General features: G+C 56.1%; 17 protein-coding genes. 9 read left to right on the top strand and 8 right to left on the bottom strand.

Annotated elements, in window-relative coordinates; genetic code table 11:
• Nucleotides 1-54: 54 nt before the first annotated feature.
• Nucleotides 55-1,617, bottom strand: coding sequence for a helicase HerA-like C-terminal domain-containing protein (locus RMR16_RS02505; RefSeq protein ID WP_320199158.1), 1,563 nt, complete (start codon nucleotides 1,615-1,617; stop codon nucleotides 55-57).
• Nucleotides 1,618-1,827: 210 nt separating this feature from the next.
• Here RMR16_RS02505 and RMR16_RS02510 point away from each other — a divergent pair, with 210 nt between their 5' ends.
• The gene (locus RMR16_RS02510) at nucleotides 1,828-2,220 is read left to right on the top strand and encodes a hypothetical protein (protein WP_320199159.1); all 393 of its coding nucleotides are present in this window, start codon (nucleotides 1,828-1,830) and stop codon (nucleotides 2,218-2,220) included.
• 8 nt (nucleotides 2,221-2,228) lie between these two features.
• Here RMR16_RS02510 and RMR16_RS02515 read toward each other — a convergent pair whose 3' ends face one another.
• Nucleotides 2,229-2,657 (bottom strand): winged helix-turn-helix transcriptional regulator, encoded by a 429-nt coding sequence (locus RMR16_RS02515; RefSeq protein WP_320199160.1) that lies wholly within the window; start codon nucleotides 2,655-2,657, stop codon nucleotides 2,229-2,231.
• A gap of 103 nt (nucleotides 2,658-2,760) precedes the next feature.
• On the opposite strand from RMR16_RS02515, the gene RMR16_RS02520 reads away from it, so the two are divergent.
• Entirely contained in the window at nucleotides 2,761-3,519 is a 759-nt protein-coding gene (locus RMR16_RS02520; protein ID WP_320199161.1) for an SDR family oxidoreductase, read from the top strand.
• A 176-nt stretch (nucleotides 3,520-3,695) separates the two neighbouring features.
• Here the strand turns inward: RMR16_RS02520 and RMR16_RS02525 are convergent, their stop codons facing one another.
• Complete coding sequence (locus RMR16_RS02525; RefSeq protein ID WP_320199162.1) at nucleotides 3,696-4,523, bottom strand: aldo/keto reductase; 828 nt, start codon at nucleotides 4,521-4,523, stop codon at nucleotides 3,696-3,698.
• A 448-nt stretch (nucleotides 4,524-4,971) separates the two neighbouring features.
• On the opposite strand from RMR16_RS02525, the gene RMR16_RS02530 reads away from it, so the two are divergent.
• Nucleotides 4,972-5,469 carry a hypothetical protein gene (locus RMR16_RS02530; protein ID WP_320199163.1) on the top strand — a complete coding sequence of 166 codons (498 nt, stop codon included), beginning with the start codon at nucleotides 4,972-4,974 and terminating at the stop codon, nucleotides 5,467-5,469.
• A 98-nt stretch (nucleotides 5,470-5,567) separates the two neighbouring features.
• On the opposite strand, the gene RMR16_RS02535 is transcribed toward RMR16_RS02530, so the two are convergent.
• Together RMR16_RS02535 and RMR16_RS02540 are read right to left on the bottom strand one after the other, a co-directional pair.
• Nucleotides 5,568-6,389 (bottom strand): calcium-binding protein, encoded by an 822-nt coding sequence (locus tag RMR16_RS02535; RefSeq protein WP_320199164.1) that lies wholly within the window; start codon nucleotides 6,387-6,389, stop codon nucleotides 5,568-5,570.
• 476 nt (nucleotides 6,390-6,865) lie between these two features.
• A complete protein-coding gene (locus tag RMR16_RS02540; RefSeq protein WP_320199165.1) occupies nucleotides 6,866-8,155 on the bottom strand; it encodes a TadE/TadG family type IV pilus assembly protein in 1,290 nt (429 codons plus the stop codon).
• Nucleotides 8,156-8,317: 162 nt separating this feature from the next.
• Here RMR16_RS02540 and RMR16_RS02545 point away from each other — a divergent pair, with 162 nt between their 5' ends.
• Both RMR16_RS02545 and RMR16_RS02550 read left to right on the top strand, forming a co-directional pair.
• Nucleotides 8,318-9,013: a helix-turn-helix transcriptional regulator gene (locus tag RMR16_RS02545; protein ID WP_320199166.1), complete on the top strand. Its 696-nt coding sequence runs from the start codon at nucleotides 8,318-8,320 to the stop codon at nucleotides 9,011-9,013.
• A 48-nt stretch (nucleotides 9,014-9,061) separates the two neighbouring features.
• Nucleotides 9,062-9,430 (top strand): VOC family protein, encoded by a 369-nt coding sequence (locus tag RMR16_RS02550; protein WP_320199167.1) that lies wholly within the window; start codon nucleotides 9,062-9,064, stop codon nucleotides 9,428-9,430.
• A 47-nt stretch (nucleotides 9,431-9,477) separates the two neighbouring features.
• On the opposite strand, the gene tam is transcribed toward RMR16_RS02550, so the two are convergent.
• A complete protein-coding gene (gene tam / locus RMR16_RS02555) occupies nucleotides 9,478-10,248 on the bottom strand; it encodes a trans-aconitate 2-methyltransferase (RefSeq protein WP_320199168.1) in 771 nt (256 codons plus the stop codon).
• Nucleotides 10,249-10,485: 237 nt separating this feature from the next.
• Between tam and RMR16_RS02560 the strand changes: the two genes are divergently transcribed.
• A complete protein-coding gene (locus RMR16_RS02560; RefSeq protein WP_320199169.1) occupies nucleotides 10,486-11,373 on the top strand; it encodes a branched-chain amino acid aminotransferase in 888 nt (295 codons plus the stop codon).
• A gap of 148 nt (nucleotides 11,374-11,521) precedes the next feature.
• Here RMR16_RS02560 and RMR16_RS02565 read toward each other — a convergent pair whose 3' ends face one another.
• Complete coding sequence (locus tag RMR16_RS02565) at nucleotides 11,522-12,421, bottom strand: LysR family transcriptional regulator ArgP (RefSeq protein WP_320199170.1); 900 nt, start codon at nucleotides 12,419-12,421, stop codon at nucleotides 11,522-11,524.
• 89 nt (nucleotides 12,422-12,510) lie between these two features.
• Between RMR16_RS02565 and RMR16_RS02570 the strand changes: the two genes are divergently transcribed.
• The gene (locus RMR16_RS02570) at nucleotides 12,511-13,119 is read left to right on the top strand and encodes a LysE/ArgO family amino acid transporter (protein ID WP_320199171.1); all 609 of its coding nucleotides are present in this window, start codon (nucleotides 12,511-12,513) and stop codon (nucleotides 13,117-13,119) included.
• On the opposite strand, the gene RMR16_RS02575 is transcribed toward RMR16_RS02570, so the two are convergent.
• Complete coding sequence (locus RMR16_RS02575) at nucleotides 13,097-13,981, bottom strand: LysR family transcriptional regulator (RefSeq protein ID WP_320199172.1); 885 nt, start codon at nucleotides 13,979-13,981, stop codon at nucleotides 13,097-13,099. The two genes, RMR16_RS02570 and RMR16_RS02575, sit on opposite strands and share 23 nt — an antisense overlap.
• 99 nt (nucleotides 13,982-14,080) lie before the next feature.
• Between RMR16_RS02575 and RMR16_RS02580 the strand changes: the two genes are divergently transcribed.
• Complete coding sequence (locus RMR16_RS02580; RefSeq protein ID WP_320199173.1) at nucleotides 14,081-14,623, top strand: GNAT family N-acetyltransferase; 543 nt, start codon at nucleotides 14,081-14,083, stop codon at nucleotides 14,621-14,623.
• Between the two features lie 196 nt (nucleotides 14,624-14,819).
• Nucleotides 14,820-15,422 (top strand): superoxide dismutase, encoded by a 603-nt coding sequence (locus tag RMR16_RS02585; RefSeq protein WP_320199174.1) that lies wholly within the window; start codon nucleotides 14,820-14,822, stop codon nucleotides 15,420-15,422.
• The last annotated feature ends 89 nt before the right edge of the window (nucleotides 15,423-15,511 follow it).

Raw genomic sequence — 15,511 nt, forward strand, 5'->3', positions numbered from 1 at the left:
CTGTACTCGTCACAGGAATGATGGGGATGCTGCGGCAGATTCTCGCGGTGGCTTTTACCGCCGCAAACTCCCCAAAATACCCCGCACCAATGCCCGTCCAACAGAGGTCGCAACAGACCGTGCGGCGCTTTTCATCGCCGCCTGGATGACCGTTTCGCGCTGATAACCACTGGCCTTTTTGGATGCGCCTCCGGTGGAGGCTTGGGTTGGCTCGTCATCGCCAAAGCCGGGAAGTTTCCAGCGGCCTGCGGCCGTGTCGGGCTGGCTTGCCTGTTCTTCTGCCGCGCGCTTGGCGGCTTCCGCATCGGCTGCTTTTTGTGCTCTGGCCGCCAGAATTTCGAAAGCCGATTCGCGGTCGATATCCTGATCATAGATACCCGCCACGGCGCTGGAGGCGATGAGGCTGCGGCGCTCGTCATCCGTCAACGGGCCAACGCGGCCGGATGGGGGGCGGATGAGGGTGCGTTCCACGATGGAGGGTGCGCCTTTGTCGCCCAGCGTCGACACCAGCGCTTCGCCGGTGCCCAGCGTGGTGATGGCATCTGCGGTGCTGAAAGCCGGGTTCTGGCGGAATGTATCGGCGGCGGTGCGCACGGCCTTCTGCTCACGCGGCGTATAGGCGCGCAGCGCGTGCTGCACGCGGTTGCCAAGCTGTGCCAGCACGGTTTCAGGCACGTCCAGCGGGTTTTGCGTGACGAAATAAACGCCCACACCCTTGGAGCGGATAAGGCGAACCACTTGCTCCACACGCTCCACCAGCACCTTTGGCGCGTCGTTGAACAGCAAGTGGGCTTCATCGAAAAAGAAGACGAGTTTCGGCTTGGCCGGATCACCCACTTCCGGCAGTTCCTCGAACAGTTCAGACAGCATCCACAGCAGGAACGTGCCGTAAAGGCGCGGGTTCATCATCAGCTTGTCTGCGGCCAGAACGGAAATCGTGCCGCGACCATCGCTGGTTGTGCGCATGATGTCGGAAATTTTCAGCGCCGGTTCGCCGAAGAAATGTTCCGCACCCTGTTGTTCCAGCACCAGCAAGCCGCGCTGCAAGGAACCGACGGAGGATTTGGAAATCAGGCCGAACTGGCTGGAAAGCTCCGACGCATGGTCACCCATATAATTCAGCAGCGCCTGCAAATCCTTCAGGTCCAGCAGCGGCAAGCCGCCCTGATCGGCAATCTTGAAGGCAATGTTCAACACACCTTCCTGCGCCTCGGAGGCATCCATCAAACGCGCCAGCAGAAGCGGCCCCATTTCCGCGATGGTGGCGCGAATGCGGTGGCCTTTTTCGCCGTACAAATCCCAGAAAATCACCGGAAACTGCTCGAAGACGAGGTCGGAAAAGCCGATCTGTTCGGCACGTTTCGTCACCCAGTCTTTCGCTTCGCCCTTGGCCGCGATGCCGGAAAGATCGCCCTTGATGTCGGCGCAGAACACCGGCACGCCGGCCTTGGCAAAGCCTTCTGCCAGCACCTGCAACGACACGGTTTTGCCCGTACCCGTTGCCCCGGTGATAAGGCCGTGGCGGTTGCCGAATTTGAAATCCAGATATTCACCTTTGTTGAGGCTGTCGTCGGGATTGCGGCTCGTGCCGATATAAAGCTTACCATCCTGCAACATGTCGGCATTTCCTCCAAAGGCAGGGCAACAGTGCCCTTTATCCAATCTTTGCGATACACTTATAGGAACTGTTGTGGCTCTCAACAACTGTTTGATAAGGCTGTTGAAGTCGGTAAGACAAACTTGTTTTCGGCGCGGCCTGCATCTTGAGTCCGTTTCTCATTTGATTTACGTTGACGTGAACGTAATTTTATTCTCAGGAGGAAGACTATGAGCGAGATCGTCACCCAGGTGGCTGACAAGGTGGGCATTGCGCCTGACGTGGCGGAAAAAGCCCTTGGCATGATGCTGGGTTTCCTGCAACGCGAAGCCGATGACGGCGCGGTTGCCAAGATGATTGAAGCCATTCCCGGTGGCCCGGATCTGGTCGCCCGCTTCAATGGCGCAGGCCAGGGCGGCGGCGGTTTGCTGGGTGGCCTGATGAGCGCCATCGGCGGCGGCGGCATCATGGGTCTTGGCCAGCAGTTGATGAGCCAGGGTCTCGGCATGGGCGAAATCTCCGCACTTGCCAAAGAAACCATCGCCATCGCCCGCCAGTATGCAGGCGACGAAGTGGTGGATCAGGTTATCGCGTCCGTTCCGGGCCTGAGCCAGTTCGCCTAATCCAAACTTTAAATTGCCGGGCGTGGAGGGTGTTTCAAAAATGCCTCCCGCGCCTTTTCTATCTCGGCATGGTGCGCTTCCGCCCATATCCACACGCCGCAAAACGCACTGCCGAGGCTTCGCCCGAGTGCCGTCAGGCTGTAATCCACATGCGGCGGGATAACGGGATGCACGATGCGGCGCACCAGCCCGTCGCATTCCATCTGCCGTAGTGTTTTCGTCAGCATTTTCTGGCTGATGCCGTGGACATGATGGCCGATCTGCGTGAAGCGCAACGTGCCATTGTCTTCCAGAACCTCCAGAATAAGCATCGTCCACTTGTCCGCCACCTTGGCGATAATGTCACGCACCAGCGCCTCGATGACCGGGTTCGTCTCTTCCGGCGGTGGAAATTCACGCCGCATTTCAATGGCGGGATCAGCGGAATGCCTTTTCATCCAGACACTCTCCTTTGGGTAAGTATAGATATTTCGGGTGCCTACTTTCACATGGAGAGCAATCTACCTAATCTTTACCCATACAACAAGGAAAGGTATTCCCATGAACCTCACAGGAAACACGGTTCTCATCACTGGCGGCGGTTCCGGCATTGGCAGGGCGCTGGCCGAAGCGTTTCACGCGCTCGGCAATCAGGTCATCATTTCCGGTCGTCGCGCAGCCGTTCTGGAAGAGGTGACGAAGGCCAATCCCGGCATGGCATGGCTGTCGATGGATGCGACGGACGCCGAAGGCATCCGCACCTTTGCGGATCAGCTGATTGCCGCTCATCCTGATCTCAATGTCGTCATCAACAATGCCGGCATTATGAAGAACGAGCATATCAAAGCGGCGCCGGATTATCTGGATATTGCCGAAGAAACGATTGCCACCAATCTCCTCGCGCCTATCCGGCTCACGGCGGCACTGCTGCCGCATTTTCTGCAAAAGCCGCGAGCCGCAGTGCTGACCGTATCCTCCGGTCTCGCCTTCGTGCCCATGGTCGCGACCCCCACCTACAGCGCCACCAAATCCGCCATCCACGCCTATTCCGTTGCGTTGCGCGAACAGCTTAAAGGCACATCCGTCGAAGTGATCGAAATCGTACCGCCCTATGTGCAGACCACATTGCAGGGCGATCATCAGGCAACGGATGAACGCGCCATGCCGCTGGATGCCTATATTTCAGAAGTGATGGATATCCTCACCAACCGACCCGATGAAAAGGAAGTGGTGGTGGAACGCTGCAAGCCGCTGCGCTTTGCCGCGCAAAACGGCAATTTCGATCAGGTGTTTGCAATGGTAAATGGGGTGCATTCTTGAGGTGTTGAGGGGCGCGAGGCTCAACCTAAAAACACCGTCACCCCGGCCTTGAGCCGGGGTCCAGCCAACCCAAGTCCTTGGGTTGGAAGACTCCTTTGACCTGACAGACGTCAGGTCGCTGGAATCCGGCTCAAGGCCGGAATGACGCAGAGTTTAAGCCATCAGTTAACCCAGGCCTAGTTATCCCATTCCGGCGCCAGATGGCCGGGGTTGACGATGCGGCTGCCGCTTTTTGCCAGGCCGTGAATGGCTGTCATCTCACCGCTGGACAGTTCGAAATCGAAGATATCGAAGTTTTCCTTGAGGCGGCTTTCGGTTGCCGTTTTGGAAAGCGCGATGATATCGGGCTGCTGGACAGCCCAGCGCAAGGCCACCTGCGCGGCGGTTTTGCCGTGTTTGGCACCGATGTCGTTCAAAACCGGATCGCTTGGCACCTTGCCGTCTGCCATCAGGAAGTAGGCGGTGGTCGAAATGCCGTGTTTGCGCGCGGCTTCGATCACTTTTTTCTGGTCCAGATAGGGGTGATATTCGATCTGGTTGTTGGCAATCGGCGCGTCTGAGAGCTTGACCGATTCCTCCAGCAGCGCGACGTTGAAGTTGGAAATGCCGATATTGCGCACTTTTCCGGCCTTATGAACCTCGTTCAGCGCGCCGATGCGTTCCGCAAGCGGAACATCGCTTTTGGGCCAGTGCAGAAGAAGCAGATCGACATAGTCGGTTTTCAGCTTTTTCAGGCTTTCATCCACGGATGCGATGAACTTGTCGTGCTTGTATTCATCCACCCACACCTTGGTGGTGAGGAAAATGTCGCCACGCGCAATGCCTGAATTGGCGATGACATCACCGACCGAAGCCTCGTTCTTGTAAATCTGCGCGGTATCGACATGGCGAAAGCCAAGCGCCAGCGCCTGCGGCAGAATGCGGTGGACATCCTCGTCCGGCATACGGAATGTTCCGAAACCCAGAGCCGGAATATTGGCTCCATTGGCGTTGATCGTCTGCATGGTAGTCTCCATTGTGGGAGGTGGCCCCGCATGTGCGGGGCAGGATGGACGCTTCTATTAAGTGTATCAGCGCGGAGTTAGTTCAAGCGGGCTGTTGAAACTTTACGGTGCGACGGTCCAGCGAACCGCTGAAAATGGTAAGACCCAGAGCGCCCGCCACATCGACAGCGCCGGGACGGAAACGGTTTGCCAGTTGCACGACATAAAGCTGAAAGCCGGATGCGTTGGTGGGGCGGATTATCGCGCCCGTTGCGGGGCCTAGCCAGTTCGCTTGATTTCGAATTAAAATTGCGAAAAGCGGAGGGCGTTCATTAAGTCTTCCGTTTTCATGTCGGGATACGTGAATAAAGTGCCGTTTATTACGATTGTTATTTACAAAAATATAATTCTAGGTTGAGGCAAGCTTCGTGTGTCAACCTCCCTCAATAACAATTTGGGAGTTTTCAAAATGACATCAATTGCGGCAGCAACGTATTCGAATAGCACGGTAAACTCTGGTTCCTCTGGCAAAGATCAAACTGGTGCAGGAGGTACTCAAGAATTCAGTGAACTGGTCGGAAGTGATGAAAATTTGACCCCTAATGGCAACGGCTTTGTCGCCGCATCCGCCTCGCATGGCCCTATAGCGATCACAAGTCTCATGTCGGTTTTGAGCCTTGCCGATTTCATTGAGAAAAATCCATCTGCCGGTTATCGCCTCGCAGAATTGCCGGAAGATCAATTCCAAGTCTATTTAGAGGGCGAAGTGCGCACTATTGACTCGCTGAAGACCAAGCTTGAAAATGATCACCCGGATTTTTCGTTTTCTGAATTCCAGATTGATCAAAAGACGGATAATGAGTTACTGAAAAACGACCCCTTATATGAAGAGTTTCAAAAGATATACTCCAGTTATCATGATATTCAGCGGGATAGGATGGAGTACTTAGAGAAAAATAACTATTAAATATACATGGAAAAAATTTAAATCTGTCAGTCAATTTTTAGAGAATGAAGGCGGTATATCCAAAAATATACTGCCTTCATCTATGTTATGTTCAAAATTTAAGCTGCGAATGCGGTAGGGAATATATCTGAGAAATTATAAACACCATTCGCTGTTTGTAGACTTTCAATAGCGTAGTGTCCCCCTGCAAAGAAATTTTCAATGACAATGTAGTTTTCGATGAGGCCATCCGCGGCGTCGATTGCCGAGGTGATCAAGAGGTTTTGGTTTTCTAAAGAGGTGTAGAATTCAATCTCATTCGACGTATAGCTGACAACAAGCCTGTCAGCGGTATCGTATGCTGTATCCGACCTCACGCTTCCACTACTCGTTAAGCCATCGTTAATAATGTCTTGTCCCTGACCACTAAAGTAATATGTGTCGTTTCCCGCTCCGCCCCAAAGGCGATCATTTCCGGCTTCGCCTCGCATAATATCGGCACCCGCCTCTCCAAATATGACATCATTTCCCGCGCCGCCCCAGATGACGTCATTTCCGGCACCGCCAACCACCGTGTCATCTCCAGCACGACCGTAAATTGTATCATTGCCGTTATCGCCAAAAAACCAATCGTCGCCGTTCCCGCCGTCGAGATTATCATTGCCCTCGCCTCCGCGAAGCCAATCATTCCCTTCGCCGCCGAAGAGATTGTCAATTCCTGCGCCGCCATCGAGTGAATCATTTCCGGCATTGCCGTAGAGCGTATCACTGCCGTCGCCGCCGTAAATGTCATCTTTGAACGGGCTGCCATAAATGGTGTCGTTGCCGCCAAGTCCATTGATCGTGAGCCATATCTGCACCTCTGGCCAATCCGCAGGTGGCCCATACGGATGTGCACTGTAGTCCATGATGTCATTGCCAGACGTTCCGTTGAATGCCATTTTGCTTTTCCTCAGGTTGCCGGCGAATTATTCGCCGGTTTCAGGCGGGCGCGGCAGCCTTGGGTTCCAGCTTCAGGCCTGCTGCGTCCGTATCTCGTGCGGGCACGTTCGCCGAATGGTTACGTCAATACACTCTGGCGTTATGCAACACGCGAATTTTCAAAGGATGTTGATTTTGGTTGGGGCAGGTCACTGGCAACTAAAGCCAGTGACGCCAAACTTTAACTTGTTTGAAAAATTGATTTTATTTGATGCTTTGGGTTCTAAAATCTTCATCCCAGTTCCAACCTAAAATCGTGTACTGCTGGAGATTAGCGCGCATAAAGTGTTTTATGCAATCTTAAAATTTATCATTGAAAAATTAAATCTAGGATTGATATTTTTGTAGGTCACGGGCTCGAATGTCTATTCCGTCGCTCGTTATGTTAAGGCTCCTCTCATCGGCTTCAACGCAGATAACAGGAGCCTATGGCAACTCAACTCGTCAAACGGGGCGACGTGATAACCCGTTTGAACAGCGCCGACATGGCTTCGGTGATGCCTTCCGTGGGGCTGACTTCGAAAAACAGGCCGGGGGAGGCGCATTCCTGCATTTTGCTGCTGATCTGGGTCTGGAAAGGGCTGATCCAGGTGTTGTACCAGCTGTTTGTCGGCAAAGGCAGGTAGGTGGTGTACAGCACCGCGATCCGGTAACCCTTGTCCTTCAACGTTGCGCAGAACTTGGTGTCGATGGGTTCCTGACAGCGGCCACCGGTGGTCTTTTTCGTGCAGCTTGAAGGCTTGTAGCTATCGCCGACGCCGTCCGACACGAAGAATACGACCTTGTCGGGCGTGGCTGCACTTGTGCCATTGCCGGGCTTGCCCATCTTGTCGGTGATCTGCGTCAGGGCGCGGTCGAAATCCGTCTGCTGGTCGTTGTTGTAGCCCTGCTGCGGAATGGACATGAGATCGATGCCGCTTGCCTTCTTTTTCGCGACCGCCAGATCGGTGGTCAGCGGCACGACTTCCAGAAGTTTGGTGTCTTCGGCCTTTTCACCGAAAGTGTAGACGGCCATTCTATACTGGTTGCTGCTTTTTCTGGCGTCGACGGCGGTGTCCATCAGGCTGGCTGTCGCCTTTGCCACCACGTTGATGCGCGTTGTGACGCCAAGCTGCTTTGCCTTGAAATAATAGCTGTTCGGGTCTGCAACGCCGTCTTTGACGATGTGACAGGCAAAGGCGCATTTATCGCTGGTGTTGGCCACCAGTTTGGAGACGTCCGCAGGCGTGGCGCCCACACCCATGGACGGCGTGTTGTCGAGCAGCAGATAGAAATCGCTGAACATTTCCGTCTCGTATTTCGCAGTGGCTCTGCCGGAAACGGTGACAAACTCTTTGCCCAGCAACCGCGTCAGCGTGGTGTTGACCGTGGCCTGATAGGTCACGACCGCTTCTACGAGGTTACCTTTTTTCTCTACCGAAACTTCGACGGAGTCGACCTCGAAATCCTCACGGCCCACGGTGTCGCTTTTGAAAAAATTCAGTGCCTCATCGTCTGGCAGTACGATTTTGCCATCACCAGACATTTTCCGCGCCGCTTCAACATGAGCCGACATTTTGGCGACCGATGACAGAACGGCGGCGTCTGCGGCGTTCTGCAAATCTGACTTCACCGCCATGGCCTGGCCGATATCCAGCGCGACACCGGCGGAGCCGAAAATCGGCACCACGAGCAATGCCGTGAGAACACCGAAGTTACCTGATCTGTCACGCCAAAAATTTCGCACGTTTCGCCCCCGAAGCTGAACTTTCGAAAAGCATAAACAAGTAAAATTGAAAACTCGTTTCTTTAGATAACTAACGTCTGGTGAATATGTTTTATCAATATACTGATGTCTGTAATGCATCAGTTGTCTCTAAAATAGTTGTCGCCCATCAGGAAGTGTCCCTTGTCCCGTTCCCAACGCCTGCTTGATCTTCTGCAAACATTGCGCACACACCGCAGGCCGGTCAGCGGTGCGGAACTGGCGCAAGCAACGGGTGTCAGCCTGCGAACCCTTTACCGCGACATCGCAACGCTTCAGTCGCAGGGTGCCAACATCGAAGGCGAAGCGGGCGTGGGATATGTGTTGCGCCCCGGTTATCTCCTGCCGCCCTTGATGTTCAGCGAAGCGGAAATCGAAGCGCTGGTGCTGGGCTCACGCTGGGTGGCGGGCCGGGCGGATGGACCGATGGCAGCGGCTGCGCGAGCCGCACTGGCAAAAATATCCGCCGTTTTGCCGAAAGAGCTTTCCGAAGAATTGGAAAATTCCACGCTGCTGATTGGCCCCGGCAAGGTGCTGGACATGGATCACGTCGATCTATCCGCTGTTCGCGCGACGATCCGCAGCCAGTTGAGAGCGGATATCGATTACGGCGACGAAGGCGGGCGCAGTTCGAAACGCACCATCTGGCCCTTCGCATTGGCGTTTTTCGATCAGGTGCGGGTGGTCGTGGCCTGGTGTGAGCTGCGACAGGATTTTCGCAGCTTTCGGGCAGATCGCATCACGTCCTTTCAGCCGCTGACCACGAAATACAGCCGCAGCCGTCAGTCTCTTTTGAAGGAATGGCGCAGCAGGCAAGTCAAGGCTGCTGACAAAAACTGACAGTAGGCCGCGCTAGTGTCTCCTCATCATCACAAAGGAGACAGACAGATGACAAACCCATATTTCACAATTTTGTTCGTTGATAGCCCGGTCAAAAGCGCCGTTTTTTATGAGACCCTGCTTGGCATCAAACCCGTCGAGGCGTCTGAGACGTTCGGGCTTTTCATTTTGAAATCGGGGTTGAAGCTCGGCCTGTGGTCCCGCCACACGGCAGAACCGACCGTTTCCGTGACGGGCGGCGGCACGGAACTGGCCTTTCAGGTGGAAAAGGACGAAGAGGTGGATCAGCACCATGCGGCGTGGGTGGCGAAGGGGTTGCCCATTCTGCAATCCCCGGCGCTTGTGGATTTTGGCTATACATTTCTCGCCGCCGATCCTGACGGGCACCGCCTGCGCGTTTACGCCCCTCACGACTAAATCATGTCTTTATCGCAAAACGGCTGCACTTTTTTGCGAGACACGCTTTAACTTTTCGTGGCCACCACGAACAGCCGTGGAAAACGCAACAGCCGCCGCCCGTCCGCCATGGGCGGGTAGGCGGCGTCGATGCGTTTCAGGTAATCATCCAGAAGAGCGGCGCGGTTTTCTTCGCCCGCCGTGTCGAGATAAGGCCGAAGGCCCGTGCCTTTCACCCATTCCACAATGGCCTGTGCGTCGCGCATGGGGTGGTTGTACACGGTGTGCCAGACATCGACCCGGGCGGATTTTGGCGAAAGCCGGTCAAAATAATCGACGGGGGAGGGCAAGGGTTGCCGGCGCAAATTTGCGTTCTCAATTGCATGTTTCCACGGGCCGGAGGCGCCGGTTTCCTGCATCGCAATGTGCGTTGGTTCGTTTAGATTATCCGGCATTTGCACGGCCAGAACGCCACCGGGTTTCAGCTGGTCCATAAGCGCCACCAGCACGTCGATATGGTTCGGCACCCACTGAAAAACCGCGTTGGCGTAAAACAGGTCCGCTTTTTGTGTCGGCTTCCAGCGGGCAATATCGGCCTTTTGAAACTCCGTATTGGGAAGCCGAATGCGTGCCTTTTCCAGCATATCCTCGTCACTGTCGATGCCGGTGATGACGTTGACGCCAAAGCGTTCGGCCAGAAGCTCGGTGGAATTGCCAGGCCCGCAGCCCAGATCATATCCGGTGATCAGCCGCTCCAGCGGCACCTGCGCCAAGAGATCGCGGGCAGGGCGGGTGCGCTCATCTTCGAACTTCAGATATTGCTGCGCGGACCAAACCATGGCGATCTCCCTTATCACGCGCCAAGGATGGCATGGCGCTGTGGCATCGGCCAGAGGCTGACCTATCAAAACTTGTGATGAGTGTATCGCTCCTGCTTTTGGCTTGGCGCAATAAAATCCAAGCAGGGGGCCGATTTTCTGCAACTTTCCATCAATTTCATAGATCGGCTGAATTTGGTCTTGACGCACAGGGTGCGGCAGCATTCATTCCAGCCGCATAAGCTTAAGGAGAGTTCCATGTCCGTCGATACCGCACCCCGTTCCACCACCTGGACTTATGTGGATGGTCAATGGCTGCCCGGCAACCCGCCGCTGATTGGGCCAACCTCGCACGCCATGTGGCTGGCATCCACGGTGTTCGACGGCGCACGCTGGTTCAACGGTCTGGCACCGGACCTCGACCTGCACTGCCAGCGCGTCAACCGCTCTGCCATCAACATGGGCATGAAGCCGACCATGACGCCTGAGGAAATCGAGCAGCTGGCGCTGGAAGGTGTCACGAAATTCGACGGCAATATCGCCATTTACATCAAGCCGATGTATTGGGCCGAACATGGCACACGCGGCAGCATCGTAGCACCCGATGCCGAATCCACCCGCTTCGCGCTCTGCCTGTTCGAAGCGCCGATGGATGCCGGAGCGCCGGTTACCCTCACCGTATCATCACTGCGCCGCCCGTCGCCGGAAACGGCCATGACCGATGCCAAGGCTGGCAGCCTTTATCCCAACAGCGGTCGCGCCATTCTGGAAGCGCGCGCCCGTGGTTTCGACAACGCGCTGATGCTGGACATGAATGGCAACGTCGCCGAATCCGCATCCTCCAACGTCTTTATGGTGAAAGACGGCGTGGTGTTTACGCCCGTGCCCAACCGCACCTTCCTTGCCGGCATCACCCGCTCCCGCGTCATGGGTCTGCTCCGCCAGGCCGGTTTCGAGGTGCGCGAAGCCACGCTTTCGGTCGAGGATTTCCGCAATGCGGACGAAATTTTCTGCTCCGGCAACTACTCCAAGGTCTCGCCGGTGACAAAGCTGGATGAGCGGGAGTTGCAGGCCGGTCCCGTGGCGCGCAAGGCACTGGATTTGTATCTGGAATGGGCCGGGGCTGCGACATCTGAGTCGGAGTGAGGTTTTCACTATTTCTCCATCATCCCGGACTTGATCCGGGATCCAGCCACCGCGCGTCCGCGCGGTGATGAAGGGTCTTCGCGCCGCAGACGCGGTGCTGCTGGATGCCGGGTCAAGCCCGGCATGACGGATGTATGTGCCGCAAAGCTTATTGCACCAACTCCCCCCGCGCCACATCCACCACCGCCCGCGTCAACTCCTTCAGCCCATCCGCCGCCAGTCTGTTGACCTGCCAGTACAGTGGAATGTCCAGCGGCGTATCCGGCATAACCTCCACCAAACGGCCAGTGGCAAGGTGGTCTTTCACCAACAGATGCGGGTTCATGCCCCAGCCCATGCCCAGAAGGGCGGCATCTACGAAGCTCTGTGTGGAGGGCAGCCAATGGGTGGGGTGAACCACCGGCACGCCAAAAACCTGCGAAATCCATTGCTGTTGCAGCCGGTCTTTCTGGTTGAAGGTTATTGACGGAGCTTGCGCCAGCCGCGCTGTCGTCACGCCGCCAGCGAAATACCGCTCCATAAATTCCGGGCTGGCCGTTGCGTGGTAGCGAAGCGAACCCAAGGGTGTGACGCGGCAACCCTGCACCGGCTTTTCAAGGCTGGTGACGGCGGCCAGAACGCGGCCGCGTTGCAGCCATTCAGCGGTATGGTCCTGATCATCCACCGCGATATTCAATAAATAACCCGAGGTCTTTGCAAAGCCGGACGCCGCCTCCAGAAACCATGTGCCAAGGCTATCGGCATTGGTGGCAATGTGCAGCGTGACCTTCTGCCCCGGTTGCTCCGGTGCCAGAAGCGATGGCAGCTGGCCGAAAAGCTCGGTTTCCAACATGCCCACATGCTCCATGTGGCGGCAGACCCATTCACCTTTTTCTGTCGGCGTGCAGGGGTTTCCGCGCAGAATAAGAACGGCCCCAAGCCGTTCTTCCAACTGCTTGACCCGTTGGGAAATGGCAGACGGGGTGACATGCAGCACGATCGCCGCTTTTTCAAAGCTGCCCGTTTGCACCACCATGGCCACCGCACGCAGCGCCGCATAATCCAGCATGACATTAGCCTGACTTAACTCGTGTAAGCATATTTAACTGGATTAATGTGTTGGCGCCACCTACCGAAAGTGCAAATTGAGGGCAGGGCATGGATTTTTCGGTTTATATAACGGGTCTGACAATGGGGTTGACGCTGATTGTCGCGATCGGCGCGCAGAATGCCTTCGTGCTGCGGCAGGGCTTGCGGGGCGATCACGTCTTTGCCGTGTGCCTCGCCTGTGCCGTGTCGGATGCAATCCTCATCACCGTCGGCATCACCGCGTTTAGGCAGATATCCGCCGTCATGCCGGCACTGGAACCCGCGATGCGCTATGCGGGCGCGGCATTTCTGTTCTGGTACGGTGCCAAAAGTCTGCAATCGGCGCTGCGCTCGTCGCATGTGCTGGTCGCAGCCTCGGGGAATGCCGTTTCCCTATCCACCACGCTCGCCACATGCCTTGCGCTGACATGGCTCAACCCGCATGTCTATCTGGATACGGTCGTGCTGCTCGGGACCATCTCCACCCAGTTTCCTGGTGCCGAAACGGCGTTCTGGGCTGGCGCGGTCACGGCCTCTTTTGCGTTCTTCTTCTGCCTCGGTTACGGCGCTCGCTGGCTGCGCCCCATCTTCGCCAACCCCGCCGCATGGCGGGTGCTGGAAGGGGTAATCGCGCTGACCATGTGGCTCATTGCCATCAAGCTTTTGACGGGCGGTTGATGGCGGATGAAAGCGCCCGCAACGGCGCGGTCATATGTTTGTCCCGGCGCAAGGCGAGTGCAAGTGTGCGCTCAAGTTTCGGGAAAAGAGGGCGGACGACGAGTGGCGAGGACGTAGCGTTATGCTGCATGGCCATGGCGGGAATGATGGCAACCCCAAGGCCAGCTTCGCACAGTTTTTTCAGTGCTTCCACACTGCCCAGTTCCATCACCGGCTTGACCCGCTTGCCGCTGGCTTTCAGCCATTCATTCACCAGTCTCCGCGTGTTGCCGCCTTCGTATAACAGCAGCGGTTGGGTCGACAGAAAATCGGCCGTGATTTCACGGGGTGGAATATCCGCATCGGCCGGAAATATCGCCACCAGTTCATCCTGATGGATTTCAAGCATATCAAGGCTGCGCCCGCTGGCGGGCAGGGTCACGATGGCCGCATCGACACTGTTGTCTTCCAGAAGCCGCAGAATATCCGGCGTATTGCCGGTTTGAACCTGTATCTCGATGCCCGGCATGGCATGACGAATCTGGCCAAGAATGGCGGGCAGAAAGTAGATAAGCGCGGTCGCGCCGGTGCCGATCCGTAAGCGTCCGGTCGCGTCACTGCGGTGCGGAGCCACGGCCTCTATGGCCTGCGCCACATCCTCCGCAATCCGTCGCGCATGGACAAGCAGATCGCGACCCGCCGATGTGGGTTGCGCACGCCGCCCCACACGCTCGATCAACCGTGTCCCCAATTGTTTTTCAAGCAGGCGAATGTGCAGGCTGATCGCCGGTTGGGTGACGCCCACCTTGTCCGCCGCTGCTGAAAAACTGCCCAGATCCGCCACATCGATAAAGCTGCGAAGCTGCTTGAGATCGAAATCCATAAACAAAGAAATCCTTATGGTTTGCATAAGATGGATAATCTTTATTTTGGTTTCTCTCTGGTGCAAACTGTTTGCGTGAAAATACCTCAGGACATTGAAATGCATTCCCATCCCAAACCCGTCGTCACCATCCGCCCCTGCGAAGAGGGCGATATCGTCATCATTACCGAAATTTACAGCCACGCGGTGCTGCACGGCACAGCCAGCTTCGAACTGGAGCCACCCTCCGTGGAAACCATGATCGAGCGCCGCAAAGCACTGGTTTCAGGCGGTTTTTCCTATCTGGTGGCGGAAGTGGACGGTGTGGTTGCGGGATACGCCTATGCCGGTGCCCACCGCGCCCGCCCGGCCTATGGTGCAACGGTCGAAGATTCGATCTATGTCGACCCAGACCGCAAAGGCCTCGGCATCGGTAAAGCTCTGCTGCTGGCCTTGATCAAAGACTCAACCGCACGCGGTTTTCGCCAGATGGTGGCGGTGGTGGGAGATTCGGACAACGCGGCTTCTGTCGGCGTCCACCGTGCCGCCGGTTTCGAAATGGTCGGCACGCTGAAATCCGTCGGCTGGAAACATGGTCGCTGGCTGGATATCGTTTTGATGCAGCGCCCGCTGGGCGAGGCGGATGCGACGCCGCGTTTTTAGCATCGAGACATCGGCATTCAGGCAGGGCGAACCGTTTGCCCATTAACGGTACGCAAGTGCGCCCACTTGAGACGAATTTTCTCTTTTGCCGGAACATTTTGATATTTCACAGGTTGCCTCAACTGACGTCGGCTTTTATGGTCCGCGCACACGGTTTCAAGGAGCGGTCAACGCCGCTGCAACAAGGAGTAACACCATGGCCTTTGAACTTCCCGCACTGCCTTACGATTATGATGCGCTTGCGCCTTACGTATCGCGCGAAACGCTTGAGTTTCACCACGACAAGCACCACAAGGCCTATGTAGACAACGGCAACAAGCTTGCTGTGGAAGCAGGTCTTGCTGATCTGTCTCTGGAAGAGATCGTCAAGAAGTCCTTCGGCACCCATGCTGGCCTGTTCAACAATGCAGCCCAGCATTACAACCACCTTCACTTCTGGAACTGGCAGAAGAAAGACGGCGGCGGAAACAAGCTGCCGGGCAAGCTGGAGCAGGCTTTCGCGTCTGACCTCGGCGGTTACGACAAGTTCAAGGCCGACTTCATCGCCGCTGGCACAACACAGTTCGGCTCTGGCTGGGCATGGGTTTCCGTGAAGGATGGCAAGCTCGAAATCTCCAAGACACCAAACGGCGAAAACCCGCTGGTTCACGGCGCAGAGCCAATCCTCGGCGTCGACGTATGGGAACACTCCTACTACATCGACTACCGCAACCTGCGTCCAAAGTACCTCGAAGCTTTCGTCGATAATCTCATCAACTGGGATTACGTTCTGGAGCGCTACGAGGCTGCTACCAAGTAAGCTTTCGACGATTGATCGACGTGAACACCCGGCCTCAGCGCCGGGTGTTTTCGTTCTGTCATATGGGTGTCATTCACCCGGCCTATGCG

Source organism: Agrobacterium sp. rho-13.3, assembly GCF_033957765.2.
In the GTDB taxonomy this organism is placed as follows: domain Bacteria; phylum Pseudomonadota; class Alphaproteobacteria; order Rhizobiales; family Rhizobiaceae; genus Agrobacterium.

Excerpts from the sequence above, each read along its gene's own strand:
- RMR16_RS02505 (WP_320199158.1), bottom strand. The coding sequence starts at position 1,617 with ATGTTGCAGGATGGTAAGCTTTATATCGGCACGAGCCGCAATCCCGAC.
- RMR16_RS02510 (WP_320199159.1), top strand. The coding sequence starts at position 1,828 with ATGAGCGAGATCGTCACCCAGGTGGCTGACAAGGTGGGCATTGCGCCT.
- RMR16_RS02515 (WP_320199160.1), bottom strand. The coding sequence starts at position 2,657 with ATGAAAAGGCATTCCGCTGATCCCGCCATTGAAATGCGGCGTGAATTT.
- RMR16_RS02520 (WP_320199161.1), top strand. The coding sequence starts at position 2,761 with ATGAACCTCACAGGAAACACGGTTCTCATCACTGGCGGCGGTTCCGGC.
- RMR16_RS02525 (WP_320199162.1), bottom strand. The coding sequence starts at position 4,523 with ATGCAGACGATCAACGCCAATGGAGCCAATATTCCGGCTCTGGGTTTC.
- RMR16_RS02530 (WP_320199163.1), top strand. The coding sequence starts at position 4,972 with ATGACATCAATTGCGGCAGCAACGTATTCGAATAGCACGGTAAACTCT.
- RMR16_RS02535 (WP_320199164.1), bottom strand. The coding sequence starts at position 6,389 with ATGGCATTCAACGGAACGTCTGGCAATGACATCATGGACTACAGTGCA.
- RMR16_RS02550 (WP_320199167.1), top strand. The coding sequence starts at position 9,062 with ATGACAAACCCATATTTCACAATTTTGTTCGTTGATAGCCCGGTCAAA.
- tam (WP_320199168.1), bottom strand. The coding sequence starts at position 10,248 with ATGGTTTGGTCCGCGCAGCAATATCTGAAGTTCGAAGATGAGCGCACC.
- RMR16_RS02560 (WP_320199169.1), top strand. The coding sequence starts at position 10,486 with ATGTCCGTCGATACCGCACCCCGTTCCACCACCTGGACTTATGTGGAT.
- RMR16_RS02565 (WP_320199170.1), bottom strand. The coding sequence starts at position 12,421 with ATGCTGGATTATGCGGCGCTGCGTGCGGTGGCCATGGTGGTGCAAACG.
- RMR16_RS02570 (WP_320199171.1), top strand. The coding sequence starts at position 12,511 with ATGGATTTTTCGGTTTATATAACGGGTCTGACAATGGGGTTGACGCTG.
- RMR16_RS02575 (WP_320199172.1), bottom strand. The coding sequence starts at position 13,981 with ATGGATTTCGATCTCAAGCAGCTTCGCAGCTTTATCGATGTGGCGGAT.
- RMR16_RS02580 (WP_320199173.1), top strand. The coding sequence starts at position 14,081 with ATGCATTCCCATCCCAAACCCGTCGTCACCATCCGCCCCTGCGAAGAG.
- RMR16_RS02585 (WP_320199174.1), top strand. The coding sequence starts at position 14,820 with ATGGCCTTTGAACTTCCCGCACTGCCTTACGATTATGATGCGCTTGCG.